The organism is Croceitalea sp. MTPC5, assembly GCF_036985505.1.
Classification (GTDB): domain Bacteria; phylum Bacteroidota; class Bacteroidia; order Flavobacteriales; family Flavobacteriaceae; genus Croceitalea.
This window is the reverse complement of sequence record NZ_BTGQ01000004.1, coordinates 365,266-387,077: the sequence shown is the minus strand read 5'-3', so window position 1 is coordinate 387,077 and position 21,812 is coordinate 365,266. Positions and strand designations below refer to the sequence as shown.

The 21,812-nt window shown below is 37.2% G+C and carries 21 protein-coding genes; 12 read left to right on the top strand and 9 right to left on the bottom strand.

Annotated elements, in window-relative coordinates:
* Positions 1-50: 50 nt before the first annotated feature.
* Positions 51-1,274, bottom strand: a complete 1,224-nt coding sequence (locus AACM45_RS14440; protein WP_339143564.1) for an exo-beta-N-acetylmuramidase NamZ family protein — start codon at positions 1,272-1,274, stop codon at positions 51-53.
* Positions 1,275-1,277: 3 nt separating this feature from the next.
* Here AACM45_RS14440 and AACM45_RS14435 point away from each other — a divergent pair, with 3 nt between their 5' ends.
* The 6 genes from AACM45_RS14435 (at position 1,278) to AACM45_RS14410 (ending at position 7,435) form a co-directional block, all read left to right on the top strand.
* Positions 1,278-2,519 carry an ABC transporter permease gene (locus AACM45_RS14435; RefSeq protein ID WP_339143562.1) on the top strand — a complete coding sequence of 414 codons (1,242 nt, stop codon included), beginning with the start codon at positions 1,278-1,280 and terminating at the stop codon, positions 2,517-2,519.
* A gap of 133 nt (positions 2,520-2,652) precedes the next feature.
* Complete coding sequence (locus AACM45_RS14430; RefSeq protein WP_339143561.1) at positions 2,653-3,633, top strand: PLP-dependent cysteine synthase family protein; 981 nt, start codon at positions 2,653-2,655, stop codon at positions 3,631-3,633.
* Between the two features lie 33 nt (positions 3,634-3,666).
* Entirely contained in the window at positions 3,667-5,079 is a 1,413-nt protein-coding gene (locus AACM45_RS14425; protein WP_339143560.1) for a CotH kinase family protein, read from the top strand.
* 15 nt (positions 5,080-5,094) lie between these two features.
* Complete coding sequence (locus AACM45_RS14420) at positions 5,095-6,384, top strand: M20/M25/M40 family metallo-hydrolase (RefSeq protein WP_339143558.1); 1,290 nt, start codon at positions 5,095-5,097, stop codon at positions 6,382-6,384.
* A gap of 2 nt (positions 6,385-6,386) precedes the next feature.
* Positions 6,387-7,163 carry an aldose 1-epimerase gene (locus tag AACM45_RS14415; RefSeq protein ID WP_339143556.1) on the top strand — a complete coding sequence of 259 codons (777 nt, stop codon included), beginning with the start codon at positions 6,387-6,389 and terminating at the stop codon, positions 7,161-7,163.
* An 89-nt stretch (positions 7,164-7,252) separates the two neighbouring features.
* Positions 7,253-7,435: a hypothetical protein gene (locus AACM45_RS14410; RefSeq protein ID WP_339143554.1), complete on the top strand. Its 183-nt coding sequence runs from the start codon at positions 7,253-7,255 to the stop codon at positions 7,433-7,435.
* Between the two features lie 98 nt (positions 7,436-7,533).
* Here the strand turns inward: AACM45_RS14410 and AACM45_RS14405 are convergent, their stop codons facing one another.
* The 6 genes from AACM45_RS14405 to AACM45_RS14380 all read right to left on the bottom strand — a co-directional run bounded on the left by AACM45_RS14405 (position 7,534) and on the right by AACM45_RS14380 (position 12,926).
* Entirely contained in the window at positions 7,534-8,313 is a 780-nt protein-coding gene (locus AACM45_RS14405) for a LytR/AlgR family response regulator transcription factor (RefSeq protein WP_339143552.1), read from the bottom strand.
* Positions 8,314-8,651: 338 nt separating this feature from the next.
* On the bottom strand, positions 8,652-10,028 hold the full coding sequence (locus AACM45_RS14400; RefSeq protein WP_339143550.1) for an exonuclease domain-containing protein: 1,377 nt from the start codon (positions 10,026-10,028) through the stop codon (positions 8,652-8,654).
* Positions 10,029-10,116: 88 nt separating this feature from the next.
* Positions 10,117-10,248, bottom strand: a complete 132-nt coding sequence (locus AACM45_RS14395; RefSeq protein WP_339143548.1) for a hypothetical protein — start codon at positions 10,246-10,248, stop codon at positions 10,117-10,119.
* Positions 10,249-10,534: 286 nt separating this feature from the next.
* Complete coding sequence (locus AACM45_RS14390) at positions 10,535-12,106, bottom strand: FAD-binding protein (protein WP_339143547.1); 1,572 nt, start codon at positions 12,104-12,106, stop codon at positions 10,535-10,537.
* 11 nt (positions 12,107-12,117) lie between these two features.
* Positions 12,118-12,486 carry a hypothetical protein gene (locus tag AACM45_RS14385; RefSeq protein WP_339143546.1) on the bottom strand — a complete coding sequence of 123 codons (369 nt, stop codon included), beginning with the start codon at positions 12,484-12,486 and terminating at the stop codon, positions 12,118-12,120.
* Between the two features lie 287 nt (positions 12,487-12,773).
* A complete protein-coding gene (locus AACM45_RS14380; RefSeq protein ID WP_339143545.1) occupies positions 12,774-12,926 on the bottom strand; it encodes a hypothetical protein in 153 nt (50 codons plus the stop codon).
* Positions 12,927-14,052: 1,126 nt separating this feature from the next.
* Here AACM45_RS14380 and AACM45_RS14375 point away from each other — a divergent pair.
* From AACM45_RS14375 to AACM45_RS14350, 6 genes are all read left to right on the top strand, one after another.
* Entirely contained in the window at positions 14,053-15,744 is a 1,692-nt protein-coding gene (locus tag AACM45_RS14375) for a P-loop ATPase, Sll1717 family (protein ID WP_339143544.1), read from the top strand.
* 2 nt (positions 15,745-15,746) lie between these two features.
* Positions 15,747-16,448 (top strand): hypothetical protein, encoded by a 702-nt coding sequence (locus AACM45_RS14370; protein WP_339143543.1) that lies wholly within the window; start codon positions 15,747-15,749, stop codon positions 16,446-16,448.
* A 618-nt stretch (positions 16,449-17,066) separates the two neighbouring features.
* Entirely contained in the window at positions 17,067-17,471 is a 405-nt protein-coding gene (locus tag AACM45_RS14365) for a hypothetical protein (RefSeq protein WP_339143542.1), read from the top strand.
* Positions 17,468-18,307: a hypothetical protein gene (locus tag AACM45_RS14360; protein ID WP_339143541.1), complete on the top strand. Its 840-nt coding sequence runs from the start codon at positions 17,468-17,470 to the stop codon at positions 18,305-18,307. The genes AACM45_RS14365 and AACM45_RS14360 overlap by 4 nt, the downstream gene beginning before the upstream one ends.
* 24 nt (positions 18,308-18,331) lie before the next feature.
* Positions 18,332-18,790 carry a hypothetical protein gene (locus AACM45_RS14355; RefSeq protein WP_339143540.1) on the top strand — a complete coding sequence of 153 codons (459 nt, stop codon included), beginning with the start codon at positions 18,332-18,334 and terminating at the stop codon, positions 18,788-18,790.
* Between the two features lie 2 nt (positions 18,791-18,792).
* Entirely contained in the window at positions 18,793-20,364 is a 1,572-nt protein-coding gene (locus tag AACM45_RS14350; protein ID WP_339143539.1) for a hypothetical protein, read from the top strand.
* A gap of 65 nt (positions 20,365-20,429) precedes the next feature.
* On the opposite strand, the gene AACM45_RS14345 is transcribed toward AACM45_RS14350, so the two are convergent.
* Both AACM45_RS14345 and AACM45_RS14340 read right to left on the bottom strand, forming a co-directional pair.
* Positions 20,430-20,906, bottom strand: a complete 477-nt coding sequence (locus tag AACM45_RS14345) for a hypothetical protein (protein ID WP_339143537.1) — start codon at positions 20,904-20,906, stop codon at positions 20,430-20,432.
* A gap of 189 nt (positions 20,907-21,095) precedes the next feature.
* The gene (locus AACM45_RS14340; RefSeq protein WP_339143536.1) at positions 21,096-21,812 is read right to left on the bottom strand and encodes a hypothetical protein; all 717 of its coding nucleotides are present in this window, start codon (positions 21,810-21,812) and stop codon (positions 21,096-21,098) included.

Below are 21,812 nucleotides of genomic sequence, written 5' to 3'. Positions count from 1 at the left end.
TGTCTTTTGAGTCTTTGCAATATGCCTTTAGGTTTTTGAATCGCCCTTGATCAATAGCGAAGGTATTTTTTCCGAATTTTTTTGAATGCCTCCAAATCATCTTGCCAGGTCGCTTTGATTTCAGCTTCTGAAAGTCCGGCCTCTAGCTGTTGTTGCAATCTTTCGGTTCCAGCGTGTTTGGTAAAGCTTTCCGTTTTAAAAAATCGGCTTTTGTCAGTACAATTTTGATATGCTTTGATGAGCCATTTTAAAGAAACCGAATCCATGCCCCCATGTGCTGATAAATCTTCACCGTAACATATTTTGCCTTCCTCTTTAGGATATTTAGAGCCAAAATTTGGTTGCGGTATATATTTGAATCCAAACACCGTACTATCTAAAAATGAGGCACCATAGCGTTGAAATTGTAACGCTGTACCGCGCCCTGCATTAATATTCGTGCCCTCGAACAAACCAAGGCTAGGGTACAGGGTTATGGCCGTATCATTAGGTAAATTTGGCGAAGGTCGTATCGGTAGACTATAGGGAACATCGCGTGTGTAATGTTTTAATGGAATAACGGTTAGGTCAGCTTTAAGTCCATTTTCAAGCCAGCCCTCGTCATTGATCATTTGGGCATATTCGCCAATGGTCATGCCATATACCAAGGGTATTTCTTGCATTCCCAAAAAACTTGAATGTTCTGCTTGCATGGTCGGTCCGTCTACATAATGCGCGTTGGGGTTGGGTCTATCTAAGAGTACAATCGGTATTTTAGCTTCGGTGCAAGCTTCCATGACCAACTGCAATGTGGCAATGTACGTGTAAAAGCGTACACCAACATCTTGAATATCAAATACGACGACATCGACGCCTTCAAGCTGTTCCGCTTTTGGTTTTTTATTCTTTCCGTAAAGGGAAACAATAGGTAGGCCAGTTTGGGTATCGGTACCATCTTTTACCAATTCACCGGCATCGGCCTTACCACGAAAACCATGCTCAGGTGCAAAAACCGATTTGATGGTTATGCCTAAAGAGCGCAACGAGTCTACCAAATGGGTATGTTCAGATGCCGTAAAAATAGTACTGGTTTGATTCGCAACTAGGGCTACGGTCTTATTTTGAAGTAGGGGTAGGTAGGCAGCTGTTCTATTTGCCCCCACAACCACCGCTTTCTGGGTCGGTAGTTCTTCGGTTTTTTCGATGGAAACCTGTTTTTTTGATTTTTGGGCGCATGCAACTAGTACTAAACTAAAGCATAAAAGAGTATTTTTGAACCTTAAGAAAAACGGCATCAATTGAATTTTGAGTTTTTTATTGCCAAACGCCTTATTACAGGGAAGGAACATAAAATTAGTATTTCCGCTCCGATAATAAAAATAGCCATAGCTGCCATCGCAATTGGCATCGTGATGATGTTGATTGCCATAGCTTCTAGTGCGGGGCTGCAATTGAAAATTCGTGAAAAGGTAGCTGCTTTTAATGGCCATGTACAGATTTTGAATTTTGATAATAATAATTCTGAAGTATCCGTTGTGCCAGTATCATTAGACCAAGAGTTTTATCCTGAGTTTAAAAATGTTGAAGGGGTTTCGCATATTCAAGCAGTTGCGGTAAAGGCCGGAATTATTAGAACTGAAGAGACCTTTGAGGGTATTTTGGCGAAAGGGGTCGGTAAAGACTACAATTGGAAATTTTTTGAAGAGTTTTTGGTAGAAGGCCAGACCCCTGATTTCATGGGGGAACTCAATGAGCAGGTGTTGATTTCTAAAATCTTGGCCAATAAACTGAATTTAAAAGTAGATGATACTTTTTTCTCCATTTTTTTAAAGGATGGGGATTTATCCAAAACACCTAATAACAGAAGGTTCAAGATTGTCGGCATCTATGATAGTGGATTTGAAGAATTGGATGCCTCTTATATTTTTGTTGACCTTCGTCATGTTCAACGCATGAACAAATGGGAAGCTCATGAAGTTGGAAACTTTGAGGTTTTTCTGAATGACTTTGATGAGATTGAACAAAAAACCGTGGAAATCTATAATCATACCGTTTCTGATTTAGATACTACAAACCTGAAGAACAAATACTACAAAATATTTGAGTGGATCTCATTGTTCGATTTTAATACTGCACTGATTATCGGTATCATGATTATTGTTGGGGGAATCAATATGATTACCGCACTATTGGTTTTGATATTGGAACGTACACAAATGATAGGTATTCTTAAGGCGCTGGGCTCGCCTAACTGGAGTATTCGAAAAGTCTTTTTGTACAATGCGGCATATTTGATCTTGATCGGATTGTTTTGGGGCAATCTTATCGGTCTCGGAATACTCTTTCTGCAGCAAAAATTTCGGTTTTTGAAGTTTCCCAACCCTGAAGAATACTACGTAGAATATATTCCCGTGCATATTGACCTCACCTCGGTTTTGTTTTTAAACGTGGGTGTACTTTTTCTCTGTCTGTTAATGTTATTGATCCCATCGTACGCAGTTTCAAAAATAGCTCCGGTAAAGGCGATAAAGTTTGAGTAGGATTCTTTGGACAAGGGACAAGAAACAAGTTATACGATATCGAAGCCCATAAATTTTTATCAAGCTGTATTGTATAATTCATTTTTCTAAAATGGTACTTTGAACCAAGTACTTCGTATTTTTGGCACCAACTATGGAATACGCTAACAATATCCTCGAAACCATTGGTAACACCCCATTGGTGAAATTAAATCAATTGACCGCTGATTTACCCTGTTTGGTACTCGCTAAATACGAAACATTCAATCCTGGAAATTCCGTAAAAGACCGTATGGCCCTTCAAATGGTAAATGATGCGGAAGCTGCGGGAATTTTAAAACCTGGCGGTACCATCATTGAAGGTACCTCGGGCAATACCGGTATGGGTTTGGCACTTGCTGCCGTCGTGAAAGGCTACCGTATGATCTGTGTAATCAGTGACAAACAGTCCAAAGAAAAAATCGATATACTGAAAGCCGTTGGTAGTGAGGTGCATGTATGCCCAACCGACGTTGCACCAGAAGATCCACGAAGTTATTATTCGACTGCGAAAAGATTGGCAACAGAGATACCTAATTCTTGGTATGTGAACCAATATGATAACCCAAGTAATTGTAAGGCCCATTTTTTAAGTACCGGCCCAGAGATTTGGGAACAGACAAAAGGTAAAATCACACATTTTGTGGTTGGTGTAGGCACCGGGGGGACGATTTCAGGGGTGGGATCGTACTTGAAAATGAAGAATCCGAATGTAAAGGTTTGGGGCATTGATACCTATGGGTCTGTCTTTAAGAAGTATCATGAAACGGGTATTTTCGATAAGAATGAGATTTATCCTTATGTCACTGAAGGTATAGGGGAAGATATCTTACCAAAAAATGTACGTTTCGAAATTATTGACGGGTTTACAAAAGTTACCGACAAAGATGCTGCTGTCTATACCCAACGCTTGGCCAAAGAAGAGGGGATGTTTTTGGGCAATTCTGCCGGAGCTGCCGTTAAAGGCTTGTTACAGCTGAAAGAACATTTTACCAAAGAGGATGTCGTCGTGGTGTTGTTTCATGACCACGGTAGTCGATATGTCGGTAAAATGTTCAATGATGATTGGATGAAAAAAATGGGTTACATCGAATAGTTTTTGGTAAATTGAAGTCAAAAAATTGCCGATATGACTTTTCGCTTAAAAAACGATTCTCAGTTTCTCTACACAATTTTATTCACTTTAGTACTGGTCTCTTGCAGTGGTAATGATGATTTACCTTCAAATGATGATGATGTCACCGGTGAGGAGGAACCAATTGTTGAGATTCCGTTAGAAGATAGGTTGCCACAAGTAGTCGTAAACACGAACGGGGGTACCATTGTCGATGAACCTAAAATTCCATCTGATGCAACGATAATCGTTGCAAATGATACGCTGTATTCCGGTAATATGGGAATCGAATTTAGGGGTGCTACTTCACAGACCCTCTTTCCTAAAAAATCATACGGTCTTGAAACCTGGGATGAAAATAATGAGGACATTAATGTGTCACTTTTAGGCCTTCCCGAAGAAGAGGATTGGATACTTTACGGTCCTTACAGCGATAAATCGTTGATACGCAATATTTTAATCTATGATCTGTCCCGTGATATCGGCAGGTATGCCAGCAGGAGCCTTTTTGTTGATTTGACCCTTAATGGAAATTATCAAGGGGTCTACGTTTTTATGGAAAAACTAAAACGTGACGGAGAACGCATTGATATCAACAAGCTCAAGGAGGATGAAAATGAGGGGGAAGACGTTACTGGTGGTTATATACTTAAGATTGATAAAACTGCGGGTAACAATTTAGGTGAGGGCTATAATGAGTTGAATTCCTTTGTTTCTGATTATCCACCGCCAAATGCTTTCGGTGGACAAGAAACCTATTTCTTGTACGAATACCCAGATGCTGAAGATATTACAGCAGCGCAGAAAACTTATATTTCAGAATATATGGGTGCTTTTGAGGATGCTTTGATATCAGATGATTTTAGGGATCCCGTGTTAGGTTATGAAGCTTACATTGATGTGCCAAGTTTTATTGATTTTTTCTTGCTTAACGAACTTGCAAACAATGTTGATGGGTATCGACTAAGTACATTCATGCATAAGGATAAAAATGAAAAGTTGAAGATGGGCCCCATATGGGATTTTAACCTTGCCTTTGGTAATGCCGATTATTGCGGGGGCGGTAGTCCACAGGTTTGGGCGTATAAGTTCAATGAGCGTTGCCCACAAGATATTTGGTTAGTACCATTTTGGTGGGATAGGTTTATGCAAGACCCCGATTTTGTCGAACAGTTAAAAGCCCGTTGGGCCACATTAAGGGGCAGTACGTTTTCAAATGGTGCTATAGAAGCGCGAATAGGCAACTATTTAGAAACCCTTGAACAGTCTGGGGCAAAAGACATTAATTTTCAGGTTTGGCCAGTAATAGGGTCGTATGTTTGGCCTAACAATTTTGTTGGCACGAGTTATGGCGAAGAACTTGCTTATTTACAGAATTGGATAACAATGCGCTTAGATTGGTTAGATACCTCGATAAGCCAACTTTAGAAGAACTACGAATAGATGAAAAGACTTTTAGCATTATGTTGCTTCGCTTTTGTTCTGGGGTCCCTATTTTCCCAAAAGTTGACGAGGGTTGAAAAAAAAGTCTTGACGACTATTGAGAAGAATAATGCCGAGGCCGTTTCATTTCTCGAAGAAGTGGTCAATATCAATAGTGGTACGTTAAATACCAAAGGGGTCAAAGAAGTCGGTATGGTTTTTAGAAATGCGCTCGAAGCCATCGATTTCGAGACCCAGTGGATTGATATGCCTATCGCGATGAATCGAGCGGGGCATTTGTTTGCCGAGACTTCTGGTAGTAAAGGAAAAAAATTATTGCTGATTGGCCATCTTGATACCGTCTTTGAAGAAGACAGTCCGTTTCAACAGTTTAAAATGGTAAATGACAGTGTGGCCCATGCACCGGGGGGCAATGATATGAAGGGTGGCAATGTTATGGTATTGTTTGCTTTAAAGGCCTTACATGAGCATGGCTTATTAGATAATGCCCAAGTCATTGTTGCATTTACGGGAGATGAGGAGAGTACCGGAAAGCCTTTATCAGTGAGTAGAAAAGATTTGATTGAAGCGGCCAAACGCAGCGATATAGCCTTGGGCTTTGAAACTTCAACAGGTTTTAACTATGCTACCGTAGCACGTCGTGGGGCATCTGGTTGGGTTTTGGAGGTAGAGGGAAAACGAGCACATTCCTCAGGTATTTTTAGTGAAAGGACAGGGGCAGGGGCGATTTTCGAGGTCTCAAGAATCCTGCATCAATTTTATACGGATGTCAAAGGTGAAGATTTACTGACATTCAATCCGGGTACCCTACTTGGTGGTACTTTCGTCAATTATGATAAAACCACAAGTAAGGGCGATGTTTTTGGAAAAACCAACGTAGTAGCACAAAAAGCCGTGGTGAACGGGGGGTTAAGGTTTATTTCAGAAGCGCAAAAAGAGATGGCAAGAACTAAAATGCGTGAAATAGTGGCCAATAATTTGCCGGAGACTTCGGCGTCAATTTCTTTTATCGATAGCTATCCCGCCATGGGGCCTACAGAAGGGAACATGAAATTACTGACCTTGTTGAATCAAGTGAGCCTAGACTTGGAACAAGGTGAGGTGTCGGCCTACGATCCTGGCAAAAGGGGAGCTGCCGATGTATCGTTTGTGGCAAGTTATGTAGATTGTCTAGACGGTTTAGGTACTATGGGTTCAGGTGCACATACACCCCAAGAAACCGTAAACCTCAATACCATTGAGGCCCTTACCAAACGAGCGGCAATTTTAATATATAGATTGATACATTGAAAATGACAGTATTACAAAAGAACAATCAGGTTGTAACGATTGACAATGGCGAATTGATAGGTTACCGTGTAGATTCGCATGAGTTTATTCATCAGAAAGGAAGCCCCGGTTGGGGAAGTTCGGACACGGAAATGTTTCCGATAATTGGCCCGGTCGATGAGGCTGATTTTTTGGTCAAAGTACCTAAGGGAAATGCGGTTCAAGACCAACACGGACATTTTAGACTGTTGCCATATGAACTTGTCAAAAGTTCTGAAACAAGTGCCTTGTTTCGAAAAGAATATCAAGCAGGTACGCCTGTTAAGAATAAAAAATATCCTGAAAAATCACCTAAGGAATTATTGACTTGGCCCTATAGTTTTCAAGTCGAAAAACAATTTAATCTATTGGCCGACGGCCTTGAGATTACATTTGCGGTCACTGGTGACCATCATATGCCTTTTATGTTGGGGTATCATCCCGCTTTTAAGTTACATTCCTCGAATCCTTTGATTAAAACAGCTGATAAAGAGCTGACCCTTGGTGAGGTTTTAGCCGTTGGTAGCCGTGCTTATGAAATTCCGGATTGCCAAGAAATAACCTTGAAGGATAAAAAAGAGTTGACCATTAGAACAGAAGGTTTCAAACATTTTATGTGCTGGACCGAGGTATCTAATATGCTGTGTATAGAACCGATAACTTTTTACCCCTATGCCGTTGCGCAGCGTGAACTACACCAAGGGTTTCAACATGTAACTAAAGAAGAAGTATTTCAGGTTCGACTTCATCCGAAGGGATAATCGAGATTGTTAAAGGAATCACAATTTTTTTATTGGATTAGACGTTATTTTAAGTAAATTGGTACGACTAATCGTATTAATGACTGTTAATGTTAAAAGATTTTATTGAGAGGATAGGGGTGATGAACTGCATCATGCTCTTAGTGGTATTATCCATTATCATCGTCTCAGAAGTACTTTTCCTAAGTGGAAAAAAGATAGATGCGATATTTATTGCATTTTGGGCACCGACCATACTTGGCTTTATGAATTACTTGAAGTATAGAAAATAATGGATTTCATTCTTGGCTACTCTATTTTGGTTGCGCTAATTTTTATAGTGTGGTTGTTCTTTGTGGCCAAGATGTATCGAAAAATGAAAAAATAAGGTTTAAGAAACCCCTTTAAGCCAATTTTTGAAGTGCCTTACACGGTTTCTACTTACCACGAGATCAAGTTCTGATTGGTTCGTTTGCAATGTTATTTTTAGTCTACTGTTGAAGTAATCTTCCGCAGAATGAATCTCGTCTATATTGATCATCATTTTTCGGTTGATACGAAAGAAATCATTTGGATCAATAAGCTCTTCAAGCCTTTCCAATGTAAAATCCACAATGTGTGAGTGACCTGACCTTTCCACCAAATATGTATTTCCTTCTTCAGAGTAAAAACAGCTGACATTTGAGATAAGTACGGGCTTTAACCTGTTCTCATGCCGAATAAGAAACCTTTTTTTATAGCGTGGAGGCGTAAAGGAATCCATCATTTTATCCATCCGTACTAAATAATCATCCTCATCGGATTTTTTGATTGACCAATATTTTTTGAGGGCATTTTCCACGTCATTGATTTTGGCAGGCTTTAAAATATAATCGATGCTATTGTATTTGAAGGCTTGAACCGCATAGGTGTCAAAAGTGGTACAAAAAATAATGGGTTTTTCAATGCCAGCGGTATCCAAGATATCAAAACAAGTGCCGTCGCCCAGATGGATATCCATGAATATCAAATCAAAATCAGGATTTTTCGCGAAAAAGGATACTGCCATTGCTACCGAGGTGATTTCTTCTACAATCTCATGTTTGATGCCAGTCTCAGAAATTAGGTTCTGTAAATATAGACTTGATATGGGTTCATCTTCAACCAGTACTATTTTTAAAGTTTTATCCATTCACTCAAAAAAATATAAAAAGGCAAGTTAGTATAATGTTTGCTAATATAGCAGGTAATGTATTGAAATGCCATTAATTTAATACTCACAGGTATATTTTGGTATGAAGTCATCAGAAAAACTTAAAAAAACCTATACCATCCATAACGCTTTATGCAGGATTGGAATGTGCTAGGTGTCGTGATTTAAAAGATGATACTTGCATACGCATTGAATAAATATTGGCTTCTATAACGTTTCGGCCAATCACGGTTTGGGGATGACGTGTTGTGGTTGTTCTCAATCGTAACCAACTTCTGTACCCCAAATCGTTTCATGGAATTTGGTGTGACGAATTCTTATGAAACCAGTGGAAGTGGCATACGTTGGGGATTATGTTTTTTGAGATGTGCTTGAATAATACGCTTGGCCTCTACCGTATCTTCTTGCCGAATCAAGAAAGCCTCTAAATCAACCATTGCGTTTATCTGTACATCCTTGTCGATAAAACCATACCCCAGATAAGAGGTATTTTCCATAAGTACAAAAGCTTTTTCATCAATACAACGACCTTTTTCTTGAATAAGGATTCCATCATCGACTTTTTGTAGATCGGCCAGGGCCGATTTCACTTTTAGGTTGTAATCGGAAACGCTTTCCCTTTCTCGGCAGATGCCTTCGCAATTTTTTGCCTTATAATGTGAACAGGCATTTGAAGTTTGCTGTAGATGACAATATTTAGGACAAAGTGCAAAGGTTTCGCAAAGTTCTTCCAAATGGGTTCTGCAATCAGCCTGATTGTAGAATGTTTTTAAGGGTGTACGAATGTTCTTTAGAGTATCATACGCGATATGGATAACCCCTTTTCTGTCTTCATAACTAAAGAGGGCATATTGTTTCAGCACCCTCTTTTGGGCCCTATTATATTTTGGGTAATGTTTTTTAATGGCTGCTGATTCCATTAAAAGGGCTACGAGCTCGCTGCCCGAAAGTTCATGGTCTATGTCGGCTATTTCCCTGCATAAACGGATTTCGTGATTGCTTTTGTCATAAAAATGACCCAATACCCTTCTCTTGATATTGTTGGCTTTGCCAATATAAATGATTTGCCCGATACTATTCTTGAAGTAATACACCCCTGGTGCCGAAGGCAGGTTATCCACTTTGGATTTCTCCAACAAAGGGGGTAGGGTCGCTTCTTGACTTCTGGCGTTGAGAAAGGATTTTAGTATAGCGTCCGAACCGTTTTTCGCCAGAAGCGTTTGAAAAAGAAGTACCGTGGCATGTGCATCACCCCGTGCCCGATGTCTGTCGGTCAGTGGTATTGCAATTGCGGCACACAACTTACCCAAACTGTACGATTGAAGACCGGGAATCAATTTTCTTGAAAGTCGAACCGTACAGAGTTTTTTTCGTGTAAAATCAATACCAAGTTGGCGAAACTCTTCTTTGATGACACCGTAATCAAAATTTACGGCGTGGGCTACAAAAATGGTGTCTTTCGTAATCTCAAGAATTTGCCCAGCGATTTCATCAAATGTGGGAGCAGCAGCGACCATTTCATTATCAATACCGGTCAACCCTGTAATGAAATGGGGGATGGGGCATTTCGGATTTACCAAACTGGTGAATTCGTCGATAATTTGGTTCGAATCAAATTTAAAGATGGAAATTTCAGTGATTTTATTGCCTTTAATTCCGTTTCCCGTGGTCTCTATGTCGATAATCGTGTACAATGAATCCTTTTTGGCTTTTGGGAATTGAAATTACTAAGAATGAAAAAAGCCACCAAATAGGTGGCCTTAAGACTTTTGTTTTAATAGTTTATAAGGGTATCTCCCTACCCAACACGGCCATAATAAAATAAATGGTGATTGAAATGATCAAGCAACTAATAGCGGCTAATCGGTTTGTGGGTGTGAACTCTTTTTTAAGCTTTAATACGATAGTTTTCATTTGGGGTAATTTTTTTGTAAAAATCCCCTGGATTCCTAAAAAATTAAAATATCATCGGTCAGGAAATGATATTACGGACGAGTAACAATTGCTGTGAAATTTACCGAAAAAATGTACATTTCAGCGGTTTTATTTACCGTAAAAATCGAACCTTTGAGCTGGATTAGAATACTAGTGTAGCGAGAAAAATTGTATTGTCAATTCCTTGAAAGCCAGGTTTGATAAAGCTCTTTTGGGATTCGTATCAACACATTTGATAAATAGCATGTTCCTTAAAAACTATGGCTTAAACAATAGCGCCATGAACCTTATTTAGTCCACATTGTTCGATAAATTTATTTTCAAAGACCCTTAATACGGGAATGGAGAGCAATCGGTTTCTAGCGTCAATCCATGATTGTACTTGATTAGCGCCATACATGTTTTTAACCCGGTTTTCATTGAGGTTGAAATTAATTTTGCCCCAATGTAGCGTATAGGCAATTCCCTCTTGCTCAAATTTGTTCCATACCGCTTCATAAAACTCCCTAGCCTTATTGCCATCAACCCCGTCCATCTCTAAAACACAGGTGTTGGAAAATTTGGTAAAGCCAAGGGCCGCTTGGGTTCCCTTTACATATCTTAGGGAAAGCCCACCGGGGAAGGGCTTTTGTTTGTTCACTTTTACGATAAGTTCAACGGCTTTTGGTGAATCTTCAATGGAGATTCCGATTGCTGCACTTGCCACTTTCCCCCGAAACTTGGTGTAATTGAAAATCTCTTTTATAGTCCCCTGTATGGGGTCTTGGGCTTCGAAAGCCAATTTAAACATCGCATTGACCATTGCTGGAATCAATAGCCCAGAACCTGGCAGTTTGTCTAAAACGGTTGAAATGATTCCCAAAAGATCATCCCCATAGGTAAAATCATTGCTTCTCAGTATTGGAGGATGTGGTGCCAAAGGCTTTTTGAACATGTACTTTAGAAAAGCACCTTTATCAGGGTTATTAGGTTCAAATTTGTGGATGTTAAAAAGTACTTCAAAATGGTATAAATCCCCATTTTGTCCTGTTCCGGGTAGTTGCAGGTCCGAGAAATCGAGTTGGGTCATGGCCTTTTTCAATGTATTGTCGTAAGCAATATTCCCAACGCGGTGTTCTGTCAATAAAAATTGGGGTTCCGTTTCAATCATTACGCCGTGAATGAAGCCAAAACTGCCAAAAGAGACCAATGCCGCATTGAAGAGATTGTCGTCTTGAATCAAATCGGCATCCAACCAATCCACAAATTCTTGCGAAGCTACTGGGTATGAAGCTCGTTCTAACCAAACATGACTATCAGGTCCGGTAACCAAATGCAGGCCAACTACAAAATCTGGGATAGCCCCTATCTTGAATGCTGCCCCATGAGTACCTGTAGACAACGCTCCGGCAATGGTTTGTCCGTTACTGGCCCCGGAAGCTTTTATGGATCTAGGTGGATTTTTGGCATCCAAACGGTTATTGACTTCATAGATAATGGCGCCGCATTGCAAAAAGTAAAGGTCTTCGGGACTGTTTGCATAATTGTGCGCGACATATTTTTGACTAAGTGGAAACGAGAAATTCAATGCCGCTGTATCTATTAACCCCCCTTCGGTAACCCCTACTTTAGTGAAAGACCATCCACTGCCCATAGCTCGCAATTTTATGCTATTATCAAGGGCATGTTGAATGAGCCATTGGAAATTTTTAGTGGTTTTTCGATAGCGTTCCTTGTGATTTTGCCCTGCAGGATTTCTTAATTTAAAAGAAGCGTTTTGAACAAGGTCATGCGTAAAATTTTCATGCTTGTTGGTCCACTGTTGAATGGGCAATTGGTTTATTCCGTTGGGTAGCATAGTTGTCTTTTTTAATTATCCAAATCACCTTCGCCATTTTGGGGTCGTGCACAACCATAGATGGCCGTTCTATGGTTTACGATTCCGACAGTGACCAAGCTCAATAAAAAGTCGGTAAAAGAGGTCTTGACCACGGTCCATGATATGGCTTTCTCCTCACAAGGGCAGATGGTTCCGGCTATTTCAGGATTTGCACTTACCGTTTTAGTGCCTCCCGGCGCCACGCCCCACCAATAACTCCAACTCGATTTACGTTGGCACTCTAGATTTTCAACGCTATCTTGATAGGGGCTGGCTTCGATACGTGTGCTGACGCATGATGATAGCGGTAAAAGGATTAGGAGCGTTGTGATACGTAGTGGCTTTAGGCTTTTTTTCATGGTTTAGTTGTTATTTTTTGTTTTCGACTTATTCATTCTGATGATTTGAAAGTCTTCAAGTAAAAAAGCTATTTTATAATGCTCTTGTTAAGCGCATTAAGACTTCTAGGGTTTGCGTCCATATTAATCGCTGTTAATTGCGCATCATGACACCCCTGAATTTGTTCGGCCAAATTCACTGCAAGCATGTTAAGGGAATCCATGGCAACTTCTTGTGCTGTAATTTTTTTATTCTAATGAGAAGCCTTTTCATCAAATTCATTTTGGGCGGCTAGCAGTTCTTCTGATTATTTTTCACTGGCCTTGATGTTTGTTCCGAAAACGTTGACTTCTTTACTATTGTTGAGCAAATTGGCTATTTCGGGTTGGAATAAGAATAACACGGCAATGGCCACTATCGCCCATATCAGTATCTTAAAAGGGACGGTCTTCTTGTCCATCTTGATTAAGTATTTTGGTAACTTACTGTTAAAAGGTAATACTAAAGGGTTTGATTAGCAGATAGATATGTATGATTTGTAAGCTTTTTTGTATAATCAGTGAATATTATTCTTAGTTTTTTAGAAAAAGGAGATGGATTGAAGATTGCAAAGGACCAGAACCTACATTTTCAAATGCCAATAAATAAAGAAATTTAGATTGTTTCAGAAAATTCGCTCATCGAACAGGTGACTTTATCCTGAATTCAATTCAAAATTGCATTAAAACCCTAGTTTTTTTAAGGTTTTCATGTAGTTGAATTTGTTGTGAAATTGTTATTTTTCGATGCCTCATGAAACTACTTCAGACCATATCCTTTTGCGTTTGGAAAAGAACCCTTGAATGAAGTTTATATTTAACAGTTTGATTAGTTACCAAAAAATACCTAGATGCGGGTCTAGGGAAGGAGTCATGATAGGGGTGGATATTTTTTCTGAGCTTCTTCTTTCGAAATATTATCTGAAACTCAATACTTGTTTGTTTCGTTTTGGAAGGGAAAACATCAACTCATTTTTGGCTGGTTCCGATTTACAAAAAAACTATCATATTATCATAGATCTATAAAGAGCTTAAGCCTTAAGGACATGCATTATCTAATAGCGACGTATTTGAAAAATCTCATAAAGAAATACCACAATAAGATATTGCGATTTAATGGAGTAATTGACGAACTAATCAATCGGAGTATTGCTATTGTAAATGCAAATAGTGAAAAGAAAGAACTCGGAATTTTTGAACCTACTATCTGCACTAGTATTTCGAAGAATTATAAACCACGGTTAAAACAGTGAGATAAATTAGAGGAATCTATCCTGATATTTATCAAAAAGATGAGGCAAAGCATTTCTATATTATGGTTGATTAATTGAGGTACATGGATAAAATTAAAAATTATCACTAAATGAATTTTAAAGCATTAAGTATCTTCATTAGATGTTCAAAAAAAAGTGATATAAGAGACTATTCTGAAAAAAGTCGAAATAATGACAAATTAATCAAAATATTGGAAAGTTTAATGAGGGCATCACTTGTCACATTAATTCGATAATTCCAAAAATTTCATTCAATCCTTAAGAATTTACCAATATGAAAATTGAGAAAACCATTCTTCAACAATGTGGTCTACCGAGACCGGTAGGCAACGGCAATAGAGATTTCAGTATTTATAAAGGTTATATTGATCAAAACACTTGGATTGGGGAACCTGACGCCACAAAAGAATGGGCCAACAACAAAAAACTTTCTACTGACAGATTTGTATTGACTAAATCTTATGAGATATTTTCTTCTCAGAATACCTTGTTTCTTTTCGGTAGAAGAGGTACGGGTAAAACATCAATTTTACAAATGTTAAACCATAGGACTAATAAGAATTTAAAGTCTATTTATTCATATTCTACCATAATCAAGAAAGAGAACCATTTAAAGCCTTTGACAATGGCTTTACGATCTTACAATGATTCAATAGCGGATGATGAAATGATTCATGTGGCAAAATCACTCTTCAAATGGATTATAAATGTCTGCGCTATGAAAAGACTTCTTAAAAACTTCAAGGATGTCAAAGGAGAAGATTTAGATAAAATAAGAACATACCTTGTTGATTTAAAATTAATTGGGGAAGAGGAATTTCATTCTAGTTTTTCTCCGATTCAGACAATTACAGATTATTTATACGCGAATCAAGAATCTTATGTGAATGATAAACTTGATTTCATAGGAACACTTTTGAAAACCATAAAACAGCTTGAGTCAAGGGAATATCTCTCTGCCCTAAATGGTTTGATATCAGTTTTAAATAAAGAAAAGAAAACATGTTTAGTATTAATAGATAGCCAGGAGCGCTATAAATTTAATGACAGGGTTTTTTCGAATACTATTACTGGACTAATAAGCGCTGTATTAGAAATAGATCAGGTATTTAGACAGACTAAAATTAAAGCAAAAGTTGCTTTTCCGAGTGAAATTGTTCCCCATATGAATCCAGAGAATAAAGGAAAGACAAACACGAAAAGTCATTTCATTTTTTGGCAGTACAATGATATTGCAGAGTTAATAAGTAAGCGTTATTCATTGATGTTAAGTGATTTGGGAATCGAAGATGCTAGAGGTCATACTGATGGACAAGAAGGTGTTCATGAGATATACAATTACATTCCTAAAACAATCAATACCTATTCAAAAATTGAATATGACACGCTTTCCTACGTAATCAACCATACCCAAAAGAAACCAAGGGAGGTTATTCAACTCTTCAATAAGATACTGTCTTTGGGGCATCAAAATAAAGTTCCTTTCACTAAGATTACACCAGAGTATATAATTGAAGGTACTAATGCAGAAATAAAGGATTTAAGCTCTGCGGTTTTGGATATGTATAGAGAGATTTATACTGATGTTTACCCCATCGTAAACAAGACTTTTACAGATAGAAAAAATATTATGACTTTTGGTGATATGCAATCTTTTTTAAGAGAAACAAAAAGTCTGATTATTGATTATTCGGGTTCTCGACATCAAATTGAAAGACTTTTTGCAGAATCAGGTATTCTCGGCAAGGTAACCAGCATTTCCAGAATCAAGGACTCTGATAAAAAAATATGCCAAGCAGATTTCGAATATCAAATCAAGGGAGGTTTAACTTTCCAAAGTCAAGATGTTCTAGCTATTCACCCTATGTTTTACCAAGAATTCAATTCTATGGTATTCGAAGATACCTTGGTAGTTCCGAAACCTAGTCCTAATGAACAAAATCAAATTATTGAAAAAGCGAAATAATTATGCATTATTATCATTTGAAATTGGCCTTAACAGATGATAGGATACTAAAAATTCTGAATGAGACCAATATTCAGAATTTAAAGGAAAATTATCTTGAACCTCATTTCAGGGGAGAAGATTATTTTATTGATGGAGAAGACTGTAACAAATCCTTGGTTTCTAAAATTACAATTACCAAAAGTCAAGATAATTCTCTTGAATGCGTTAATATTTTTAAAAAAGAAGCCGATGTGACTTTTGAGGATGAACTTGAATGTGTATTTGATAATCGCATGTTTTCAATAGATATTACTACGGAAATATGCCAAGAACTTAAAGAGAGAACTTCTAAAGAAAATGAATGGCTTGTTTCACAATTAAATAATTTGAAAAATAAACTTGATTATAGGTTAAAACTGAATCTTGTTGGCATTAAAATAGTTTTATTAACCTTTTTGTTGTCATATGTTTGGCTAATTTTTTATTTATATAATACCTACAGAGAAGATTTAGAACGAAAAGAACCACTAGTTTCATTAATAGCAACATTGATAGCTCCTGTTTTGCTAGCATTGTTTCCCATAATTATGGGCCGGAATTTTAATTATATTGATGAATGGAATTCTTTTAAAAAAAAGGTTAAAATTAAGATTTATAAAAAAAATAATTTTGATCAAAAACAGTATGAAAAATTTTTAGAACGGACTTCCGAGGGTATTTAGTATTAATCTTGTTTGTGTATTAATTTCATTCTATATCCTTTACTTGCATTTTCTCAAATTAATAATCCCATTATGAGGATGCTACCAGTTTTGTAGAATCCTATTAAGTGATTCAGAATTTCAATGTCCCTAACTGGGAGTCTAAATAACGTTAAAAGAACATATTAAAATAGTTTAATCAGGAGTTGGCTTTTTCCTTGCCCTCCTAGCCGTGGTTGAAAATCAAAATTTCAATCCTTTGGGTTGTTAAATGCTACGCTCATAAAACAAAAAGCGAGCTTTTTTTTGCTCGCTTTCGCATTTAATTATGGAATTTTGACTTCAGTGGAGCCGGAGGGATTCGAACCGAAGGCTGTAATGGCCTGTATATAGGGATTTTGAGAGGGTTGGAAAATTATGCTCACCGGATAGGTCACTTTACCTGAAAACTACCTACAAATTATAGAAAAACCACAGTTTTTTTAAGGTTTTTGTGCACCATAATCAAAAAGTGATTTCTTATCTTTTTGGGCCTCTTTTATATACCCATTCGCTTTCCCTTTAATCTTGGCAAAATCCCTATTTATAGGGATGGTTGACAAAGATATAAATAGCTAATTTTCTTTAAACTAGATAATCATGATACTCGTCACTTGTAAGGCCATAGACTGTCCTACACCTCATTTTTATGTAAATCTAAGTGCTGGCAAAGTTCAACTTACATTTCCACTTGATAGTCCGGATGCCAATATTCCTCCACCACAAATTGCAGCAGCGAAAGTCGCTGTAAATAAACAATTTAAGTTAACGCAAGAAACGCCGGAAAAATTTACAAATGAGGAGATTGAATTAATTAAGGAATGGTACGAGCAAATGCAAAAGCAAATACCCCAGGAGAATTTCGGTATAACAACATTTGAAGAGATTGAAGAAGCTACTGATTACTTGATTGTCTATTGTGAAAGCAATCATCAAAATTATATCGCACTAAAGGATTTAGACACTCCTCTCGAAGACAGTAATCATAAAAATAACGGCGAATGAGTAAGCCCATGCCTGATAAGTCCGATACTTCTCCAAAGAATCAGTTCGTTAGATATGATGAATATTGGTTACAGAAAGCTAGGGATTCCATTGATGGTACTACACAAGCACTCACACAAAGACTAGAGTCACTGAATAAATTTCTCAATTACTTGGTTGCTGGTGCTTTTTTGGGCGTCGGAGGCGTTACTTATGCTACTTATCTTGAATCTCCAAAATGGTACATCTATCTCGCGTTCATAATACCATTAGTTATTGTAGGTATTGCAAAATATAAAGTAAGCATTGATGGTGGTGAATTAGAGTTAAGAAACACCGATATGCGGAGTCCTACTCAAATTAATGAGGCATACTTTAGAATTATCGCAGCTCAATCAAAAAAGGTAAAGGACGCAGCTGGCTATGTTGGATTAGCAACCTTTTTTATTCTTATTTGCTTTCCTTTGGCGATTTTTTTACAGAACCTTGAAGAAAGCAAAGATGTTCCAGACACTTATTTTAGTGTGACAACTGATTCAAAAAGCCTTTATATACAGGGCAACCTTGGCAATGTAGAAAAGGTGTGGGCTGTACTTTATGGTAAAGATTTAAAAAATAATGTCAGACCTCCAATTCACGCTGATTTTTTACTCCAGAAAAAAGGGCAGCTTGACATAATTATTGATTTAAAAAAACTCGGCCTGAAATTAGAAAAAGTAGAACTTTTTTATTCTGAAAAGGATAAGAAGTTTAATCACATTTTCGGTTTTGGTAAAGAAAATTTAGATGCATCCAAAAAAGTTACTAATGAACCACGAAAAACAGATGAATCATTAGATAGTTTGAAAATAAAATAATCCAACCATAAAAATAAAGTGGCTATGAGTAAGAATCATTTCACCCTTATCCCTATTGAAGAAAATAAAACAAGATTAAAAATAGTCGGCAGAGGCAAACACTTTGCAAACGGTGTTATTCAACCAGGCGAAGGAATGATAGATGTGACTATTACGAATTATGATTATTCATCAAACTATCTCAAGAGTAAGATAAGAGAATATCTAGTAAACGAAGAAGGTATTACTGCAAGTATCATTTTCAATTTATTACAAGTCAATGACCCGCAAAATACGCTCGCATTTTTAGATGATGGAATAATCTACGATGCTGGTACAGAATATCCGTTTGCTGCAGGTGAAAAGGAAAATTATTTTGTTGATGGTATACTGAGTTGTGACTCCGAAGCACTGGACTATGATTTTACTGCAATTTTTGTACAGACAGCCTACAAGTTTTGTCGAGGGATTAAGGTAAATTATAATGTATTTGAGATTGGATAATTATGAAAAAAAAGATTCTAATATTAAGCGTGATAAGTATTATTGGTTGCTCTACCCCAAAGCTCTCCAATTTACATAGAGGTGATTTTGAAGTTTCAAAACAAGAACTAAATAATCTTTTCCGGATGGATGTCAATATTGTTCCAATACCTGAACCAAAATCCAAGCTGAAGCCAAAACCAAAGACCTTTTTGGATTTAAGGGATTCTACCCAAGTTCATTACATCAAAGAACTGAGCAGTAAAATTGAGGATGCTGATAAATTCATTGAGGCCTTAAAGAAACCGGTCTTCGTTCCTAAAACACAGAAATCAGTCAAAAAAACTGATTATACGACTGTTAAGGTTAGGCTTTATGTAAATCATGTCAAGCAGTATCACGAAGCTACCCTAAATACCTTAACGGCACCATTGGGTCAGTTAATACATCCAAATTCAAGAATTGCATGGTTAAATACTGAAATAAGGATTAAGGGTAGCAATTGCTGGCAAATTGAGACCATTGATAAAATACAGACACTTTATGAAACGATTGACCTTGGAACCCTTAACCGAGAGCAGACGGTTAATTTAAGTGTATCTGGTTCGATTGGATATGATCTAGGAAATAATAGTACTAGCGGTTTGAAAGATATTGCAGGAAATATTTTGAGTCCACAAACAACAAAAGTGACCAATGTTTATGATGAAAATGGTAATCTTATTGACAGTGTTACAGTTGTCGATAGTTCAAATCAAAGTTCTAATACCGAAAATTCTAGTTCGAATGATAAAAGTAGGTTGCTTGGAACTAAAGCTGAGGCGAGCTACGGTAATGCAACAGCAATTAAAGAAGGTTATAATCTAAAGTTTAATGAAATCAAGACCGGATACTCTTTTAGTAAAAAAGAAATTCTGGTTTCTCAAAAAGGCAGTTTTTCAAGAGACGTATCCAATGTTGAATTAATAACAGCAACTCTGCGATATCTTGACCCAAAACAGACAACTGTATATTCTTTTAAAGAGTTGTTTGGTGATAGTGGGCCAAATTCGGCTAAGGACATTGAAATGGATTCTAGGAGTATCAAATACATTGAGAAATTAGATGAAAATAAAGATGATTACGCCAATATAGAATTTAGGTACAATGGTTTGTTTAGGGCAGTTAAAAACTTAGGTCGAGGAAAAAATATGCTGGAATATGATGATAAAGTGATTTATTATCCTTTTAAATCAGATTATTCTTCGGTAGATGATGAAAAAAGGACAATTTCTTCCCAAAGGCATGCCACGTCGATTTACAAAATAAAAATCAAAGTAAAAGGAAAGAAAAATCCATTGACTTTAGAGAATGCCAAGAACAATAAAATAATTTTCATGATTGACGAGGAAGAAGTCTATGAACTAAAAAATTGGTTAGAAATCATCCCAACAAAAGAAATAGACTTTTTGAAAAATGGTAAAGTTTGGCTGCAGCTAAGCGCAGAATGTCCAAGTTGTCGGAAAACTCAATTAATAGGCCCAAACGTTTTGGAATCGGATATGGCCATCATTAAAGATATTGAAGCCGTTTATTTCGAAGAGATAAAAAAATGAATTGTCTCGTTAAAAATTTATTTGCAGAGAATATTTAAAAAACACAAAAACAATCGAATCCCAAGTTATTTGTTTACATACCTCTTTATTAGGTTGGAAGGGTCAGTGCTCCGATTGCACCAATTGGCAATGCTAGGATGCGTGGCCACTATCACATTTATTTTATCAGGGTTGGAAAAAATCTGAGTTTTCAATTTTCTTTTATTTTGTTCAATGAATTCATCTTGAAAAATATGGGCTTCCAGTTTCTTTCTTACAAAACCCCCAGCAGTTTTGCCGAAACAAAGTATGTTTTTGATTTTCTGTGTCTGTATTACATATTCATGAAACGGCCAGCAGAGATTGGCCAATTCCGTAAAGTTCTTAGATAACCCTTTTTCTCTTCGAGTTCTAACAAAAACAACATTGCTGGCTGGAATTTGTGCTGGATTGAATTCAAGAATTTCTAATAAATGTAGCAAGCGTGGTTGAAGTCGGTTGGTGCCTGGCTTTTTACCACCCCAGCTTTCATCTCTGTATTCTGACCAATTTGATTTGTTCAAATTTTTGTTGGTGTGATACTCCAAAGTTTGATAATTCTGTTGGATTGGCGACCCACCCGGATTTAATCCCAAAATATATAGTAGTTTTTTTCCTTGGAACGCTTCTTTTCCAGAATAGAAAACAGAACCAGAAATTGATTTTATTTCGTCGGGAATTAGCGAAAGTAGTTTGTCGTTCAAATCCTTAATTTAATCTGATTCTGGTTTGGGGTCTTTATATTTTTCTATGAATGATTCATACTCTTCCATAAATCTTTCACGCAAGGCGGATATCGTTTCTGTAAAACCATATTTTTCTGATATTTCCGCTGCCTCGGTTATCAACTTTTCCAGCTTTTCATTATCTATTAGTAAAGAATATGGAGAAGGTTTTCCTTTGGATGAAAAATCCTTTTCAATTTCAGAGGATATCTTATTTACGATCTTCTCCAGTTCCTTAAAAAAATAGGTAAGCTTTAAAATCTCATCTTGAACTAATTTCACATAATCAAATTCAATAAATTGAAACACTTCTTTATTTCCTCTAAAATATGGATGTATTCTGCTAGAGGTAGAAACAATGCCTTTGTATGCACGCCAGTCACCGGAGCCAACGCTTTTCAAGTCTTGTCCGAAACAATCCTTTAAATCACCCCCTAGATGTCTTGTTTCAAAAATGCAACCGCCACAAAGACTCATCAACGAATAAGCCATAAAAGAAGAATCTTTTGGTATTTCCAAATATTTTATACTTGGCAACATTTTGACGAAACCGCCCCATGAAGGGAGATCATCTCTTCTTTGACGATATTTTATGCAAAATTCCTTTACCGCATAATCTATATGATGGGTAGGCTTGATGATATCGATACAGAGATGCCCCATTTCATGCCATACGGCCCGTTTAATCTCCTCATATAAGCTCAT

Coding starts and splice junctions, on each gene's coding strand:
- AACM45_RS14440 (WP_339143564.1), bottom strand. CDS start 1,274: ATGCCGTTTTTCTTAAGGTTCAAAAATACTCTTTTATGCTTTAGTTTA.
- AACM45_RS14430 (WP_339143561.1), top strand. CDS start 2,653: ATGGAATACGCTAACAATATCCTCGAAACCATTGGTAACACCCCATTG.
- AACM45_RS14425 (WP_339143560.1), top strand. CDS start 3,667: ATGACTTTTCGCTTAAAAAACGATTCTCAGTTTCTCTACACAATTTTA.
- AACM45_RS14420 (WP_339143558.1), top strand. CDS start 5,095: ATGAAAAGACTTTTAGCATTATGTTGCTTCGCTTTTGTTCTGGGGTCC.
- AACM45_RS14415 (WP_339143556.1), top strand. CDS start 6,387: ATGACAGTATTACAAAAGAACAATCAGGTTGTAACGATTGACAATGGC.
- AACM45_RS14410 (WP_339143554.1), top strand. CDS start 7,253: ATGTTAAAAGATTTTATTGAGAGGATAGGGGTGATGAACTGCATCATG.
- AACM45_RS14405 (WP_339143552.1), bottom strand. CDS start 8,313: ATGGATAAAACTTTAAAAATAGTACTGGTTGAAGATGAACCCATATCA.
- AACM45_RS14395 (WP_339143548.1), bottom strand. CDS start 10,248: ATGAAAACTATCGTATTAAAGCTTAAAAAAGAGTTCACACCCACAAAC.
- AACM45_RS14390 (WP_339143547.1), bottom strand. CDS start 12,106: ATGCTACCCAACGGAATAAACCAATTGCCCATTCAACAGTGGACCAAC.
- AACM45_RS14385 (WP_339143546.1), bottom strand. CDS start 12,486: ATGAAAAAAAGCCTAAAGCCACTACGTATCACAACGCTCCTAATCCTT.
- AACM45_RS14380 (WP_339143545.1), bottom strand. CDS start 12,926: ATGGACAAGAAGACCGTCCCTTTTAAGATACTGATATGGGCGATAGTG.
- AACM45_RS14375 (WP_339143544.1), top strand. CDS start 14,053: ATGAAAATTGAGAAAACCATTCTTCAACAATGTGGTCTACCGAGACCG.
- AACM45_RS14370 (WP_339143543.1), top strand. CDS start 15,747: ATGCATTATTATCATTTGAAATTGGCCTTAACAGATGATAGGATACTA.
- AACM45_RS14365 (WP_339143542.1), top strand. CDS start 17,067: ATGATACTCGTCACTTGTAAGGCCATAGACTGTCCTACACCTCATTTT.
- AACM45_RS14360 (WP_339143541.1), top strand. CDS start 17,468: ATGAGTAAGCCCATGCCTGATAAGTCCGATACTTCTCCAAAGAATCAG.
- AACM45_RS14355 (WP_339143540.1), top strand. CDS start 18,332: ATGAGTAAGAATCATTTCACCCTTATCCCTATTGAAGAAAATAAAACA.
- AACM45_RS14350 (WP_339143539.1), top strand. CDS start 18,793: ATGAAAAAAAAGATTCTAATATTAAGCGTGATAAGTATTATTGGTTGC.
- AACM45_RS14340 (WP_339143536.1), bottom strand. CDS start 21,812: ATGAGCTTATATGAGGAGATTAAACGGGCCGTATGGCATGAAATGGGG.